Genomic DNA, 15,853 nt, shown 5'->3' with positions numbered 1-15,853 from the left:
ACGAACAGAAAGGATCAAGATCCATGAAGGAAAAAATCACTTCCTTGGTGCTTGTTCTCGTCGTTGCCATGTCCATGACGGTGGGAGCAAGTGCAGCATCGTACATTCCGGACGATGTGACCTATCAGAATCTCAACGGGCAGCAGCTTGCGATCAAGACCTATACGCTCCTGCCCGACCAGGACCCTGCAGATCTCTATGAAGAGGACTTCGAGCATGATGGCTTCCTGTACTCCATGAGTGACATCATCAAAGAAGAGCAGCACTTCCAGGAAGAGAATCTGCACACCGAGGTCGTCACTGTCACAACTGCCAGTAAGAACCTTGAAGATATCCTCGCAGAGCTGAAGCCCACGATCGAGTTCGACGACGGCATTTCTTCCGGCACTCTGTCTCTGGACCACAGCACGATCAAGACGGAGGCAGCCGGCTACAAGAGCAGCTCCTACACTGTCACCGCAACCAAGAACTACACCGGCCTCGATCGAAATGATTCTTCTTACATCGATAAGACTGTAGAGAAGAATGGCAGAACCCTGAGCCTGTCCAATGTGACCTGGAGCGTGGAGCGTACGGCGCTGGTAGGCGATGAACTCGTTCCCGCCACCTATTCCGCAGTCGCTACTTATTCCGGCACTGCCAGCTCCACTGTCGCAACCGGATACATTACGACCGCTGAGTACAAAGGCACCGTCGTCTCTTCCGGCATCTCCAGCATCCTTTATACCGTAACCTACCTGGGCACCGAGATCGTTCCTGTGGAAGAGGAACCCACTTTCAATGGCTCGATCGTGGTGATCCCCGTTATCGGCGGAACCATTCTTTTGGCCACTTTGTTGTTGCTCGGCCTTCTGCTTCGTAAGAATACTACAGTTTACAAAGCGACGGGCAAAGGCAACGAGTATGAAAAGTGCGGCCGACTGCGTCTGAAGACCAAAGACCCCGAACTTCGTATCGATCGCCTGAAGGATATTCCGGAAGGTATGATCGCAGTCGAAGTGGATCAGGCAGTCGCAAAGAAGCTGTTCGGCCAGACCATCGCCATCCACTGCTATGACAACACAGTCGAGCATACTGTTGGCACGGTCAATGGCCAGTACTGGTTCAAGGTCGATATCGGCACTCAGGAAGGTGAACCCGATACTGAGGAGGAACCCGTATGAAACTCAAACGCATTTTGACCCTGTGCTGCATGTTGACTATGGCCCTCGGCATGGCGAGCTCTGCCAGTGCCGCAGACTACTCGTTCGAAACCTCGGCCAATCCCGTCTACTACGGCAGCACCAACTACGAGGATCTGTATGATGCCGGCTACAACTACGGTGCCCGCAACCAGATCGACTACGATATTCCAGAAATCCAGTACGGCCTAAGCCAGGAGTTCCTGGAGACCTCGCTCAATAACCCCTATCTGAGCAGCGGTATCCAGTATGGCCTGAGCGGTGGATCCGCAACGACTGTATATCCGGAGTCCGATTTCAGCAATTCCAGCATCATCTCTGGTGGCAGCCTAATCGAAGTTCCGTATCAGCCCTCTGTCACCATTACTGATCTGAAACAGAAAGATGGCAGCATCGGCAAAGTCTCGATCGACCGTGTCAGCCTGAGCTGCAAGGTGTATGAAGGCGCTACTGACAGCTCAATGTCCAAAGGAGCTGGTCACTATACCTCGTCTGGCATCTATACCGGCAACATTGGTCTGTTCGGCCACAATCGTGGCAGCCATGCCTATTTTGCTAAGCTGAAGAATGTGAAGATCGGTGACATCGTGGAGTACAAGACCGCGATCGGCACCAAGACCTACCAAGTGACTTTTGTCGGGTCCATCTCCTATACCGACTATTCGTACCTGAATGAGATGGGAGATAACCGAATTACCTTGATCACTTGTATCGCTAACCAGCCCTCTCTGCGTCTGTGCGTGCAGGCAGTAGAGATTCGATAAATGAACTGGAGGAACACTATGAAAACCAATAAGCCCCGCAATCGTGAGAGTCGTACCAAGCCCATCCCCACCGAGTCCAGCGTAGCCATTCGGCTGCGCCTGCCTCGCGAGTCCTATGACCAGATGAGAGATCTGGTTAAGAACAGGCGGGCAACCAAGGAAGACATCTTCCTGCGTGGCCTCCAGGCCTACTGCAATCAGTAATTCATCCCTACGCCTTTCCCCCGCAGAGAGTGGCTGGAATACACTTGATGAGGTGAAAGAAAATGAAGAGAATCGGATCCTTTATCGCCGGTCTTCTGGTCGGCACCATGCTCTTTGGCGGCTCCGTGGCCTATGCGGCCGGCGTCGTTGCTGAGCTGAGCAGCCATCGGTTCTTTGTCGATGGTCAGGAAGTGAAGATGACCGCATACGCTATCAACGGCAACAACTATGTGATGCTCCGCGATATCGGCAAGGCGGTTGGTTTCAATGTTCATTGGGACAGCACCAACGGCTGTGTCCAGATTGAGAGCGATAAGCCGTATACCGGCACAGCTCCCGCGAAGACGCAGAGCGTGGCAGTGGGAGCTAAGAAAGCTGACTACACACAGGCGGATGTCATGCCCGAGCCCAAGGCGGGCGACAAGATCCCCTGCAGCGACGGCTATGTGTATGAGATCACCGATGTGAGCAAGTACCAGAACAGTATGTTCGCTACGCAGGAAACTGACACCCTGCCGGACCCCACCTGTGACTGGAGCCTGCTGGATCAGCCGACTCTGCCCGAACCCGAGGCGAACCACTTCACTTCCGGTGGTAAGGAGTACATGTTCGTGCGCAACCTCTTTGAGACCCGTCGCATGCAGTACACCCTCTATAACGCCATCGGCGACAATCCGCAGACCTGGCAGAACGGAAAGCCCGTAACCAGAGCGGATGGCAGCCCTCTTGTGACCGTGAAGCTGTCTATTCCCGAAAGCGTGGCAGCCAACAGCTTCTGGCCCTGGCGTTCCGACCAGATCGTCGAACTTTTCAATTCCTGCCCTCCCGGCGAGTACGCCTTTGAGGCATGGGATGTCTATTGTGACGGAGCCTTCCAGTACACGGAATATTACATCTCCGTAAAATGAAAACTGAATATTGTTCCCTGCGGAGGCAGTGTGCTGAAATACGCACACTGCCTTTTTCCATACCGATCCAACCCAAGAATGCTTTATGCATTCACGATAATAAGCACGGAGGTCAATCCAAATGAAAAAACGAGTTGTTTCGATGCTTCTCGCAGTTGTCATGATGCTTGGTATGTTTCCAGGCACAGCTCTGGCAGCCGGTTCTGTCGAAGAGGCGCTTGGAGAAGTCAACATCTACAACGGCGAGCAGAAGCTCAGTTACCTGTCGATCAACGGCAGAGTGCGTGAGCTGATCTATACCTACTACAACTATGTGGATCGCAACGGTCAGACGAAAGAAATCCCTGCGTACTGCGTCAACCCCAATATCAAGGGTGTACCTCAGACTGTTGCTCCCGGTGAGAGCATCAAGTACCTCGCCAACGAAATCGGCAGTGATCCCAAAGTCATGGGCATCATTGCAAATGGCTATCCCCATCGCAGTCTGAGCGAACTCAAGCTGGAGAATAAGTATCAGGCATACTATGCGACCAAAATGGCGCTCTGGGCGTACTTGCTGCCCAACTGGGACATCAACAACATGAAGGTCAACCCCAATCTGACCGGAGTGGAGCTGGAGCGTGCCAATAAGATGCTGGCAGCCGTGAAGGATATCTACCGTCGCGGCACCGTATGGAGCACTGCCCTTTCTCCTAATGTCACGGTGGAAGCCGACCAGGAGACCGCCTATCCTGCAACCATCAATGGTCAGGAATATCTCCAGCAGATCTTCACGGTCACTTCTGAAACCTGGGTGTGCAACTACGCTGTAAATGTTGCCTTTAGCGATCCCTCTGCGGTTCCTGCCGGCACGAAGATCGTTGATATGGACAACAAGGAAATTGATGTCATCACCACCAAGGCCATCGGAAAGGGATATGCCGGACAGTTCAAGGTCCTGTATCCTGCCAGCGCAGTCGATGGACAGAGCGGCAGCGTCCAACTGAGCTTTCGTACCAATGTCTATAAGTACGCCATCTACTACGCTGTGTGCGCCGAGAAAGACAAGTATGGCAACCTGCAAAATTACATGTGCGATACCGATCCGACCACGCCTCTGGCTCTGACGGCATACAGCAACTACACCGACACCCCTGAAGAGGAACCCACCGAGACCAGCATGAAAATCCTCAAGTACGAGGAAGGCACGACCATCCCCCTGAAGGGCGCGATGTTTGAAGTGGTTGATCCCGAAGGCGCATCGGTCGGAACCTTTGCCACCAACTCCAAGGGCCAAATCGTTATTCCTCTTACTCTGGCCGGCAACTACACCGTCTATGAGCGCGAAGCCCCTAATGGCTACCTGCTTAGCGAGGAACCCGCCCAGAATGTCAAAGTTGAGTACGGCAAGCAGGCTACGGTGACTTTTGAAAATGCTCCGTATGGCAACCTAATGGTGAAGAAGTACTCCGACTCCGGTATGCAGCTGCCCGGTGCCGCGATTCGAATCGAGCACATTGAGTCCGGTGCCGTATATACCGGAGAAACCAATTATGCCGGTACTGCTGTTTTCACCGAGATCAAGCCTGGCGCTTATCGCATCCAGGAGATCGCAGCGCCTGCCGGCTATATCAAATCCGATGAAGTCTATACTGCAACCGTCATCTCCGGCGACACTGTGGAAATTCCTATCGTGAACGAGGAGAAACCCGGCCTGCGTGTGATCAAGTATGACTCTAAGACTCACGAGGCTCTGCCCAATATCTCCTTTGAAATTTCCAAAGATGCACAGTCTCTGGGCACCTTCCAGACTGATGAATTCGGCGAGATCCTGTTAACCGATCTGGAACCCGGCACCTACCTTGTAAAGGAAGTCGCTACCGACTCCTCTCACATCATCAATTCCACACCTCAGCAGATTGAGCTGGAAGGCTCCGATGGCATTCTGGAGTTGATCTTCTTCAATGATCAGAAGCCGGGTATCCATCTTGTAAAGCTGGACAGCACCACCTTGGAGCCTCTGCCCAACGCACGGTTCCGTATTGAGCTTGTCGGTGGCACCTTCTCCAAGGAGTACACCACCGACGCAAATGGCGAGATCGACCTGACCGATCTGGAGCCTGGTGCCTACAAGGTGACGGAGCAGGCCGCGCCGGATGGCTACCTGATTGATGACGCCACTCGTGTCATCCAGATTAACGGTAACGAAAATGCCCAGTTCGTGTTCACCAACACCCAGAAGCCCAGCTTCCGTCTGGTGAAGCTGGATAGCTACAGCGGCCTCGGCCTCGCTGGTGCGACCTTCAGAATTGCGCAGATTGAGGACGGCTCGCATTACCTGGATCGCGTAACTGACACCAAGGGCGAAATCAACATCTCCGATCTGGAACCCGGCATTTACTCCGTGGTGGAGATGGATGCTCCGGAAGGATATGTGAAGGACTCCCGTGAGTATCATGTGGAGCTGTTCCCCGGTCAGAACAGCGAACTGGTCGTTTCCAATGATCGGATGCCCAATTTGGAGATCCTAAAAACTGATGCCATTACTGGAAAGCCTGTCGCCGGTGTGACCTTTACCGTCAAGCGTGTGGATTCTTCCACACTGACCACCGTGACCTCTGACGGGAATGGCCGCTGCTATCTGGAAAAGCTGATGCCCGGTGTCTATGAGATCTGGGAGCAGTCAGTACCCGATGGCTATCTGCTCAACGAAGCACATCAGATGATCACGCTGTTTCCCAACAGGACTGGCACCGTCCAGTTCCAGAACTATCCCAAGCCCACCCTGACAGTCAATAAGATCGACAGCATTACCGGCGATCCCATTAAGGGTGCGAAGTTCAATGTTACTTTCCGTTCCGATAAGACCTCTACCGGTGAGATTCGTGATCTTGGTACCTACTACTCGGATGAGAACGGTCAGTTCTTCATCGATAAGCTGGATGACGGCTGGTACACCATCACCGAGCTGGAGCCTGCTGCGGGCTATTCCATCAAAGATCCCACTTCCCAGCAGGTCTATGTGGAAGCGGGGCGCGGCAAGGTCGTCACTTTTGAGAACACCCCCCTGAGCGCCATCATCGTCAAGAAGGTAGACTCCAGCACCGGTGATCCTCTTCAGGGTGCATGGTTCCGCGTGCGGTTCCTTGGCGGCACCTCCGGTACTGGAGGCACAGTCATCGCTGAGCGTCAGACTTCTTCCAACGGCACTTTCATCCTCACAGGTCTGAAGGCTGGCACCTATGTCGTTGAGGAGATCTCCGCACCAGACGGCTATGTGCTGAGCGAAAACGATATTCAGACGGTATATTTGAGTGGCAACGAACAGGATGTCATCACCGTCACCTTCGGGAATGAGGCCAAGGGTAGTGTCCTGATTAAAAAGATTGATGCAATTACCCGCGAGCCTCTGTCCGATGTGGAATTCATGGTCACAGAGTCCAACGGCACCGTCGTGGGCAACAGAAACGGTAAGTATGTAACCGATAGCGTCGGCACCATTCTGATCGATGGCCTTGATCCCAACACTACACTGGTCATCAAGGAAGTGCGTGCAAAATCCGGCTATGTCCTGGACGACACGCCACAGACCGTCAAAGTGCGCTCCCACGAGGTCGTGACGGTGGAGTTCCGCAATCAGCCTCTCGGCGGCCTGCGCATTGTGAAACTGGACAGTGTTACTCGCAAGCCTCTGGCAGGCGTTGAGTTCCGTGTGGCTTACGCCGATGGCAGCTATGTGCCTGATGAAGGTGGCAAGCTGTCTTCCAACGGGATCTATCGGACGGACGAAAACGGTGAGATCTTGATCAGCGGCATCGTTGGCACGCTGGTCGTCACAGAGACGAAGACCATCTCCGGCTATGTGATCGATGAAGAGACCAGATCCCAGACCGTCGTAATCGATCCCGATGATCTTCAGACGCTGACCTTCTATAACAGACCTGCTGGTGGTCTCCAGATCATCAAATCTGATGAGGATACCGGCGCACGCATCAAGGGTGTCAAATTCGAGGTTCGGAAGATCAACGGCGAGATCCTTGGCACCTACACGACTGACCGCAACGGTGTCATCAGCATCCCCAATGCGGAGAATGGATGGTATACCATCACCGAGCTGAAGGCAGCCGAGGGCTACGAGCTGGATGCCACGCCCGTCAATGTCTGCGTCAAGGACGGTGAGACCACCACGGTGGAGATTACCAATCAGCGCATGGCGTCGATTATGATCCATAAGGTCGATGCGGCTACCGGCGAGGGTATCTATGGTGTCAAGTTCGTCCTGTACGATGCAGGCAAGAATCCCATTGGCGAGTATGCGACGGATCAGGATGGCTACATCTACATTGATGACGAGCTGACTCCCGGCAAGTACTATATCCGTGAACTGGAGGCGGCCGAGGGCTACATCCGCGATGAGCAGTACAAAACCGTCTATGTTGAGGCGGGTAAGTGCGCGCAGATCGAATGGGAGAACAGCGCTGTAACCGGTCAGATCCAGGTCCGCAAGTATAGTGCTGACGATAACCTCGTCACTGGCCAGCGCGCCGGCTCTGCTCTGGAAGGTGCGGTGTTTGAGATCACGCAGGCCCGTTCCGGTAAGGTCGTGGGCTATATTGTGACCGATGCACGCGGCGTCGCCGCTTCCGATCCTCTGCCTCTGGGCCGCTACTTTGTTACGGAGGTGTCCGCACCCAAGTACTATCAGCTCAGCAGTGAGAAGATGGAGGCCGAGATCGAGTATCCAAACCAGATCATCAAACTCTCCGCCTACAACAAGTCCGCCAATCTCGGCGTGACCATTAAGAAGACCGGTAACCGCGAGGTACAGCCCGGACAGGTCATGAGCTATGACTTCTCCGGTATCGGCAACACCTCCAATGTTGCGCTGAACAGTTTCTTCTGGCATGACCGTATTCCGACCGATGCCACACGCGCAATCAGCGTGACCACCGGTACCTACAATGCGAGGCTTTATTACAAGGTCACCTTCAAGACCAATCTGAGCGATTACCGGACTCTGGCCAGCAACCTGCTGACCTCCAACAACTACTCTCTGAGCCTCAATGCAGCAACCCTCGGCCTTGCTCAGGGCGAGTATGTCACGGATGTCCGGTTCGAGTTCGGCACCGTGCCCAGCGGCTTTGCGTCCGTGGTGAAGCCCACCATGCGTGTGCAGGTGCTTGGCACCGTGAGCAACGGCTACCAAATCATCAACAGAGCTGATGTGGGTGGTCAGTACCTCAACGAGTGGCAGACGGCCAAGGCCACCTGGGTCACCACCGTCTGTCGCTTCAACAACAACCCGCTTCCCAAGACCGGATATTGATCTCGAGAGAGGTCGTTTCCTATAACCCCCGCCAGCCCCGGAGCTCACGCTTCGGGGCTGATCTTTTGAACATGAGGAGAGTATTATCATGAGCAAGTTTTTACCTATTGGTACCAAAGGCGAGCTGCTGAACAGCGACATGATCGCCCGCATCATTCCCAAGGAAGATGGCGGATGCATCATCCTCACCAAAGATGGTCAGCACTTCCACAGTGAGATCGACCTTCACGACGAAGTCAATGACTACAACTCCATTCGTTCCATTATCCCTTGCCAGGGCGTCAGCGCTGTCTATCTTGATGATGATGATGGCGACAGCGAAATCTGCCCCTGCGCTTTTGTGATGCTGATGTCTGACGGCAAAATTGAGCCTTTCGTCTTTGCAACAGACAAAGACATCGAGCGAATCGCCAATAAAGGCCATACCGGTTTTACCGGATTCGTTCCAACCAAGTAAATAACGAAGGCCGCTGCTCCGGCAGCAGCCTTCTATTCCAATACAAGTGGAGGAATGTCAAACATGGGTAGATTTATCAACCTCGGTATCGCGATTGTCAACACCAGCTACATTATCCGTGTGGAGATGGAATCCGATGGCAGAGCGGAAATCTATATGTCCGATGGTACGATGTTTCGCTACGATCACTTCGATGCCTCCCAACTATATGGCACAAATGAAAAGAAAGAGGGTGCGACCTCGTTGCATCTGCAAGAGGAACTCCGATATGACCAATCACACTCCATGTCTACTTGATGAAGCAGCAACCTTCATGAAAGTACAATACCTCTCTTACCTGCGGTTCCTGTCCACTGACGGTCGATCCCGTTTAGCCGCATTTCTTGAGACTTTTGATGCCGCAGAATACACACTTTTTTAGTGGAATGATGCCATTGAATACTTGAAAGCTGGAGTGAAACAGCAGACCGCGCAGGTGGCTCGTGCACAACTCCTACGCGCCCTTAGAACCACCTGATGGCTCTATATCAATATTGCATAGGTGGACATGTTCAACCAAACACCCAGAACTGGCATTTCCATCATGTGCGCCCACTATTTCTATTCGGACGAAGGAGGATCAAATATGCCCTGGATTATCAGCAATGGAAAAAGCTATGTGGAGATTATCGGCAACAATCAGATGATCACCACTGCCTATATCGATCGCGCGCATACATTCAACAATAAGAAGACGGCAGAGAAATACTGCTCTTTGCTGCCAAAGGCGATGAAAAACCTGAAGTATAAGGTCATCTTCATCTCAAACCCCAATCCCGAAAATCCTGATCTGCAACTGGAGCTACTGACGCCTGAATTCTACCTGACACGGCTGAAGAATTTCAGCGATTTCATTCACACCATCCAATGCCAGAGAGAAACACTGGTGACCGGCCAGCGGAAGGCGGAGCTGGAGATTGAAGACATCGAGCACGCAGCGGAGTTCTATAACCTGGATGCCTCACATGGATACCAACTCTATAAACTTCTGCACGATGCCCGTGTGCGCCGGCGCAAGTGCAAGAATGCAATCGCTTGGATCGATTTCATCTTAGAGCAGCGCCCTGAGCGGTTTGTGGAGAACGATCCATCAGCTCGCATTGTGGGCACTCGCTCTCGCGATTATGCGCCACGAGCCCTGCCTGAACTCTTTGAGTGGGAGAACGAAGGACAGACCAGTATCTCGGTCAGTTAATTGTCGGCACCAATGGACAGAAGCCCTTGAATATGGTATTCTAAGCGCAAGAAAACATCAGTTTTTGCAGTATTTAGCTGTACCGTGACCCGTGGAATAGGGGGCTTTTATGAATAACCAGGCATACGATGATACAGCGACTCGGAACCCGAGAAAAGCATATACCGACTATGAGAACAGTACTTATACTGTTGTTTCGAAGGTGGCTTATTTAATCGGAGTCCAAAAGCGCATTTTTGAAAACGAATATGAACCACCAAAGATGGAATGGTATGAGAAATTACACGCAGACAAGAATGCCCGCATCGTGCGCAACCTCTGCATGATTCGAACGGCTTTGGAACTCAATTTTAAAGCCATCAATAACCGTATGCGTTTCGATATGTGCAATCTCCACTCGCTTCCAGAGTATGTTCCGCAGGATAGCCTGAACGAACTCTTGCAGGATGGTATTACGATTGTTAGATCCAGAGCTTTGCCTGCCGAGTATATTGTAGATATCAATAAGCATATCAGCAACCGCATTAACAACTGCAAGTCGCTGTTTCCATTATGGCTGAAGTGGGAATATGTCCGGAAGCTCTTCCTCATGCCGGATGGCCTCAACAAGAAGGGCATCAAGGCAGCAGCGGCAGATTATTACGCCAACAAAAATAAGTACCCGTACCAAGTCTATATCAATTGGTCCTACATGGACTCTGGCAACATCCTCTACAATGACAAGAAGTTTGTTTCGCTTCTATATGAAGCCAATGAGGATTATTTCACAGACTTGAGCAAAGTGTCTGATGCCGGTAACCTCACAAAGGCTGGTATATACAAGTTCCTGGACAAGAGTGAGCGCGTCGTCGTTGTGGTGGATTGTGAAAACTCCGATCCCTACAAACTGTACGCAACCTTGAACAATCTTAATCAGGAAGCACTACTCAATAAGATTTGTAAAATCATCCTCTATGATGATATTCATACCACATCGGCGTGGAAGATTTTGGAGCGCTTCACCCAAATTCCAATTGAGCATGTCCTGATCGAACGCATCAAAGAAAACAAGTCACTTGTTGACATCCGTTTGACCACCGGGACCTGCCGTGAGTATTATCAGAACAATGTGGACTCGTTCATTCTTGTATCCAGCGACTCCGACTATTGGGGGCTGATTTCGGCAATGCCGGAGGTTCGGTTCTTCGTGATGGTAGAAAGCGAGAAATGCAGTCCGACCATCAAAAATGCGTTGATCAATGCCGGCATTTCTTATTGCTATATCGACGATTTTTGTACTGGTAACAGTAATGATATCAAGGTTGCGGCAGTACTTCGCGAGGTTCGCCAGAAACTCGACCAGGCATTTCACCTTAATGTTCGAGATATTCTGGATGAGGCCTGTAGGGCGACCAGAGCTGACATGACGACCGCAGAGAAGAACCAATTTTATGACAAGTACATTAAAACCATGCATGTTGATATCTCTCCCAACGGGGAAGCAACGATCGTGCTTGGAAAATAGTCCCGCATATTGGAACGAGAGGCTTTGACCCTCTCGTTCTATTTTGCTGCTATTAAACCAGCAGTTCAATGACAACTTCAAAAAACAAGGTTATCATGATATCAACGACAAGAACAAGGAGTGAGCGATATGAATCTCAAAGAAGCTTTCCGCTTTCAGAATAAGCTGCAGTCCATGATGGCCGATGCGCAGAGCATCCTCGGCAACAATGGCAACATTACCAAGGTGCAGAACACCTATCTCCGCCACAAGGTCATGGCAGAGGCGGAGGATGAAGTCACTATGGAGGCACCTTCCACCGAGTATAGCGAGAATATCACCGAGATGGCAGAGTTCCTGCTGTTCCTCCTGGACGAGCGGGAAAAGCTGAGTGCTGCGATCCATAAGGCGAAGGTATCCCTTCCGCTTGGGGCCGGCCTGGATGGCGAAGTGAGCCTCAACGGGAAGCGCCAGGAGATCGCCACTCTGCTCCGTCACATGGCCGGCCTGCGCAATGGCGAGGTTTTGATCTCTAACGGGGGAGTTGGCTATCGGTTCAACAACGAGGGTAATCAGGTCTCCTACCGCTGCGATGTCAAGCGTGTGACCACCATCAATTTCGATCGCAATAAGATTCGAAAGATGTGCGCTGATCTGAGCAAGAAGTCCGATGAGACCTCTGCCGCTTTGGATGTCGCTCTGGTCAACACCCCGGTGGAGTACGAAGCTCCGTTCGATGTGAACGAGACCTTCGCAGAGGCTTTTGAAGCGCATATGTCCGCACTGAGCTGATCAAGCCCTTGCGGCTTTGCTCCGACTATCATGGATGCGGCAGAAGAAGAGAACGTGGCGACCGGTTCAGTTGCAGACGAACTATAGTGCTGCAAATCAAAACAATCCGCTCGGTTGATTCTGAGCTCCAAAAGAAGACATGATCCGTTTCATTAACGGATGCTACGAACCGTCTTCCTATCCATCAGCGCCCAACGCTGTTGCACCATGTCGTGAATACGCTAACGCCGAATCTCGACCTTGCCACCTCACATCTCCCTATTCTGTTGGATATAGATAGATTTCCTATCTTGATATTGCTGGCCTTTGAGCCGTTCATACGTCAAGGAATGCTACCCTCGCTCCTCAGGGAGCCGGCGAGCGCATGGCCTTGGCAAAAATGGTCTAAGCGATCTTGGCTCTCTGCCGTATCCGTGATAGTCGGAGCAGTTCTCCCATAAATAGAGGCGAGCAGCAGGCTTCGGCCTGCTGCTCACAAATAATCAGATTCAGTTGTGATGTCCGAGATACCAGGATGTCCTCCATAGGTACTTCAAACAACGCGCCGAGAGCATACAGATTATCAACGGAAGGCAGGCTCTTTCCTTGCTGCCATTTGTAGATCGCCTGTGGCTCTTCAAAACCGAAGTACGCCTGCAGGTCGCGGACACTCATCCCGCGCTCGACGCGAAGACGGATGATGTTCTTTCCGGTCGCAATCGGATCAATGACTGGAAACTGCTTCGTGTTCATGGCAATCGCCTCCATCTAAAGAGTCTTCCCAAACGGGAGTACTCCAGAATACTGGAAGAGGCTTCAAAAAGCAAGAGCAAACGCAATTTTGTAAAGAAACTGTCACATAAGGAGGTCCAATCGTGAGTCGAGAATACAATGAATTCTGCTGCTGGACGATTGAAAAGTTCTCATTCTTCCACAACTACTTCGCAATCATCGATACAGCGGATTACCTTGCAGACCAGCTTTTTATCAAGCATCAGGTCAGAGTAGGGTTCGGCCCTGAGTTCGTTTGCCCGGATGCTCCCTATCGTGTCATCATGTGCAAGTGCCGGAAGCGTGATGTCGATGCTTTCCTGGCAGCGATCCGTGAATTGCCCAACAAGATGCTCCTGTGCGGGCATCCTGACTACCTTACATTCTGCGAGGATCTCAAAAAGAAAGTCCAAACCGTTCGAGACAATGGAGGTGTTCTCACCAATGAAGCAGATGATACCGCTCAAAAAGCAGAGCAAGAAAGCGCAAAAGGAGCAACATGCCAAGCAGCGCGGTAGCTGGTATGGTATTTCTCCTGTCACAAGAACTGTTCCAAATGGTAAAGCCTATGACCGAAATCGAGTTAAACGAGAAGATCGAGAATTTACTGACTGAGTCAGCTCCCGTGCAGTCATCCAGGCGAACTGGCTCTGCGTATCGAAGAGAAATGCGCATCCGCAAGAATGACGCGCTCATGCGCATTGTCACGAGAAGGTATGTGCCTCATGCCGGCTATATCGATTACGGCTTTGATGGTGACACGCTGCTCCATTCGGGAAAGTACATCAAGTATCCCAAGAACAGTAATTGCCAGCGGTGGATGAAACGAGAAACCTGCCGAAAGTCCCGGAACTGTCAGGATCTGCCCCGAAAGGGGAACTACTATCGGCGCCTTTTTGACTACTGGTGGACATTGTATTAACTAGAGAGAGGATTCCTGCAGCGCAATGTGCGGGAACCCTCTCGTTTCTTAGTCTATATCTCTTTCAGGCGCCTGTAGAATGTTGATCTCGAACTGATACCGGTGCGATGCATGGCTTCTTCTTCCGTTACTTTATGGTTGCGGAAATCCTTGGCGATTTGGCGGAACAGATTTGGATCGACTGCAATCTTCTTCCGACCAGCGTATTTTCCATTGTTCTTTGCCTGTGCGACGCCTTCCTGGTGACGCTGCTTATTCTGCTTCGCTTCCATCGATTCCTGAACCATGAGCAGGTTTAGTAGCAGACTGCACTCCTCTTCAGAGAGCTGGTGCGAGTCCGTTTCATCCCAGATATGAGCGCCACTCCTCAAAATCTGAAGGAGAATCTTTCTGAGCTGGCGGCTGGTCTTCGCGATACTTTGAAATCCCTGAATCGAAACAAGGTCGGCTGGCTGGAGATCGGGCGGCAGGCTGTTGATCGTTTCAAATGTGATAGTACGAGCAACTTCCGCCCGCTCAACGATCAGGTTATCGGTACCACAGCGCATATCCGACCGGAGCAGCCACTCAAAGCGATCATAGTAATCCAGACCAACTGCTTCAAGTAGTTCCCAGAGATCTTCTCGACTTTCGCTGGGGGTACGCTCAGAAATGAAGTACGGCGTCATATTAACACGATAATATCGCTCAAGCCGCATGGACATATCCAGCCCGGGAATACCCTGGAAAATGGAGGACGGCAGGGTATCGATTACACTCCATTCAGGAGTGAAAACATACTGGAAGTTCTGATCATCAAAGCGCTCAAGATCAACTCGCCCCACAGCATACTTATTGCCGTTGCGGTCCACGGCATAGATTATGCCGCTGCTGCGGTAATAGGGCTTTCCCTGCAGGGGAAGCGTATATTCGTTTAGGCTTTGGTAATCATGCGTAACAGGCCTCATGAGCCACTCCTTTCCATGTCACAACTGGCGATATGCGTACATAAGGATCTTTTCATATCGTTGCTGCAGCATGACTTTATAGAAACGCTTACGCACCTCTGAGATCCCTTCCACTTCGTCAATAAGAGTATTGATTTGATTAAAATCAATGCGAGGAACAATTCGCTTTAGGGCATCATTGCAAGCCTCGAATTGCAAGCTGCTGATCACTTCAAAATAGGAACTTTTGCGATTCTTCACCTTGATGTGTGAGGTGGGGAACTTATAGATCCGTTGGTCAATTTCTTCCCCGGAGGAGAGTACGGCCTCCAGCTTCTCGTCCGTATTCAGCTTCGGGTAGAGGCTTGAGCCATTGTCATATACCGGGGCGATCCGGTATTGATTATCTTTCTTAATGAAGCCCCAGTTCCCACCATGCCGGTCAAAATTGCCGATCAAAGCATCCACGATGAACATATCCCAGAAACGGTCGATTGTCTCCTCGACATTTGTTGACTTCATATTCTCGCGCAGCATTGCGGTAATATCTTCATAAGTGTACTGATAGAGCTCTTTGTCCCTTTCCAGCGAGCTTTCGCCGACACCGTTGAAGGCAACAAGATCATCTTCGGGCTCTAAGAAATTTTTCATAACGACTACATTTTTGCCCTCATAAGTGCCAAGGAAGGTTTCCTGTACGGGAATGCCAAGTAGTTGAAAAATATGGCTTCCCAAATACTCAGAAACATAATTGAAGATCAAGCCCACTTCGGAATTTTTCTGAAACTTGACGATATAACGATACCCGTCAATAATGATTTCGAACTTCTTTTCTGCCCCAGAGAATAACACGGGTGTCTTTTCGTACTTGCTGTAATCTCTCATGATAGACCTCCCATTTTGATCTTCACCATTATTATATCCACA

At 51.2% G+C, this 15,853-nt stretch carries 14 protein-coding genes; 11 read left to right on the top strand and 3 right to left on the bottom strand.

All coding sequences use genetic code 11. The features are described from left to right. Positions 1-23: 23 nt before the first annotated feature. From NE584_RS03245 to NE584_RS03200, 10 genes are all read left to right on the top strand, one after another. Positions 24-1,163, top strand: coding sequence for a hypothetical protein (locus NE584_RS03245; RefSeq protein ID WP_148341920.1), 1,140 nt, complete (start codon positions 24-26; stop codon positions 1,161-1,163). Beyond that, complete coding sequence (locus tag NE584_RS03240; protein ID WP_148341919.1) at positions 1,160-1,945, top strand: class D sortase; 786 nt, start codon at positions 1,160-1,162, stop codon at positions 1,943-1,945. The genes NE584_RS03245 and NE584_RS03240 overlap by 4 nt, the downstream gene beginning before the upstream one ends. 18 nt (positions 1,946-1,963) lie before the next feature. After that, positions 1,964-2,149, top strand: coding sequence for a hypothetical protein (locus NE584_RS03235; protein WP_108979809.1), 186 nt, complete (start codon positions 1,964-1,966; stop codon positions 2,147-2,149). Between the two features lie 62 nt (positions 2,150-2,211). Further along, the gene (locus NE584_RS03230) at positions 2,212-3,057 is read left to right on the top strand and encodes a hypothetical protein (RefSeq protein WP_226907846.1); all 846 of its coding nucleotides are present in this window, start codon (positions 2,212-2,214) and stop codon (positions 3,055-3,057) included. Between the two features lie 121 nt (positions 3,058-3,178). Continuing rightward, the gene (locus NE584_RS03225; protein WP_256181755.1) at positions 3,179-8,362 is read left to right on the top strand and encodes a SpaA isopeptide-forming pilin-related protein; all 5,184 of its coding nucleotides are present in this window, start codon (positions 3,179-3,181) and stop codon (positions 8,360-8,362) included. Positions 8,363-8,450: 88 nt separating this feature from the next. Further along, positions 8,451-8,819, top strand: coding sequence for a hypothetical protein (locus NE584_RS03220; RefSeq protein WP_256181753.1), 369 nt, complete (start codon positions 8,451-8,453; stop codon positions 8,817-8,819). Between the two features lie 63 nt (positions 8,820-8,882). Beyond that, positions 8,883-9,116: a hypothetical protein gene (locus tag NE584_RS03215; protein ID WP_256181752.1), complete on the top strand. Its 234-nt coding sequence runs from the start codon at positions 8,883-8,885 to the stop codon at positions 9,114-9,116. A 328-nt stretch (positions 9,117-9,444) separates the two neighbouring features. Next, positions 9,445-10,053 carry a hypothetical protein gene (locus tag NE584_RS03210; protein ID WP_148337166.1) on the top strand — a complete coding sequence of 203 codons (609 nt, stop codon included), beginning with the start codon at positions 9,445-9,447 and terminating at the stop codon, positions 10,051-10,053. A gap of 109 nt (positions 10,054-10,162) precedes the next feature. After that, the gene (locus NE584_RS03205) at positions 10,163-11,557 is read left to right on the top strand and encodes an NYN domain-containing protein (protein WP_148337167.1); all 1,395 of its coding nucleotides are present in this window, start codon (positions 10,163-10,165) and stop codon (positions 11,555-11,557) included. A gap of 129 nt (positions 11,558-11,686) precedes the next feature. Further along, complete coding sequence (locus tag NE584_RS03200; protein WP_226907844.1) at positions 11,687-12,328, top strand: hypothetical protein; 642 nt, start codon at positions 11,687-11,689, stop codon at positions 12,326-12,328. 384 nt (positions 12,329-12,712) lie between these two features. Here NE584_RS03200 and NE584_RS03195 read toward each other — a convergent pair whose 3' ends face one another. Then, positions 12,713-13,060 (bottom strand): helix-turn-helix domain-containing protein, encoded by a 348-nt coding sequence (locus NE584_RS03195; protein ID WP_306797507.1) that lies wholly within the window; start codon positions 13,058-13,060, stop codon positions 12,713-12,715. Between the two features lie 122 nt (positions 13,061-13,182). On the opposite strand from NE584_RS03195, the gene NE584_RS03190 reads away from it, so the two are divergent. Further along, entirely contained in the window at positions 13,183-13,596 is a 414-nt protein-coding gene (locus tag NE584_RS03190) for a hypothetical protein (RefSeq protein WP_226907843.1), read from the top strand. Positions 13,597-14,053: 457 nt separating this feature from the next. On the opposite strand, the gene NE584_RS03185 is transcribed toward NE584_RS03190, so the two are convergent. Together NE584_RS03185 and NE584_RS03180 are read right to left on the bottom strand one after the other, a co-directional pair. Beyond that, positions 14,054-14,947, bottom strand: a complete 894-nt coding sequence (locus NE584_RS03185) for a recombinase family protein (protein WP_256181750.1) — start codon at positions 14,945-14,947, stop codon at positions 14,054-14,056. Between the two features lie 18 nt (positions 14,948-14,965). Then, a complete protein-coding gene (locus tag NE584_RS03180; protein ID WP_187014357.1) occupies positions 14,966-15,811 on the bottom strand; it encodes a HipA domain-containing protein in 846 nt (281 codons plus the stop codon). Positions 15,812-15,853 lie beyond the last annotated feature (42 nt).

The organism is Clostridium sp. DFI.5.61 (assembly GCF_024462915.1).
GTDB classification, from domain to species: domain Bacteria; phylum Bacillota; class Clostridia; order Oscillospirales; family Oscillospiraceae; genus Lawsonibacter; species Lawsonibacter asaccharolyticus.
The sequence above is the reverse complement of the archived record's forward strand: the minus strand, read 5'-3'. Positions and strand labels throughout refer to the sequence as shown.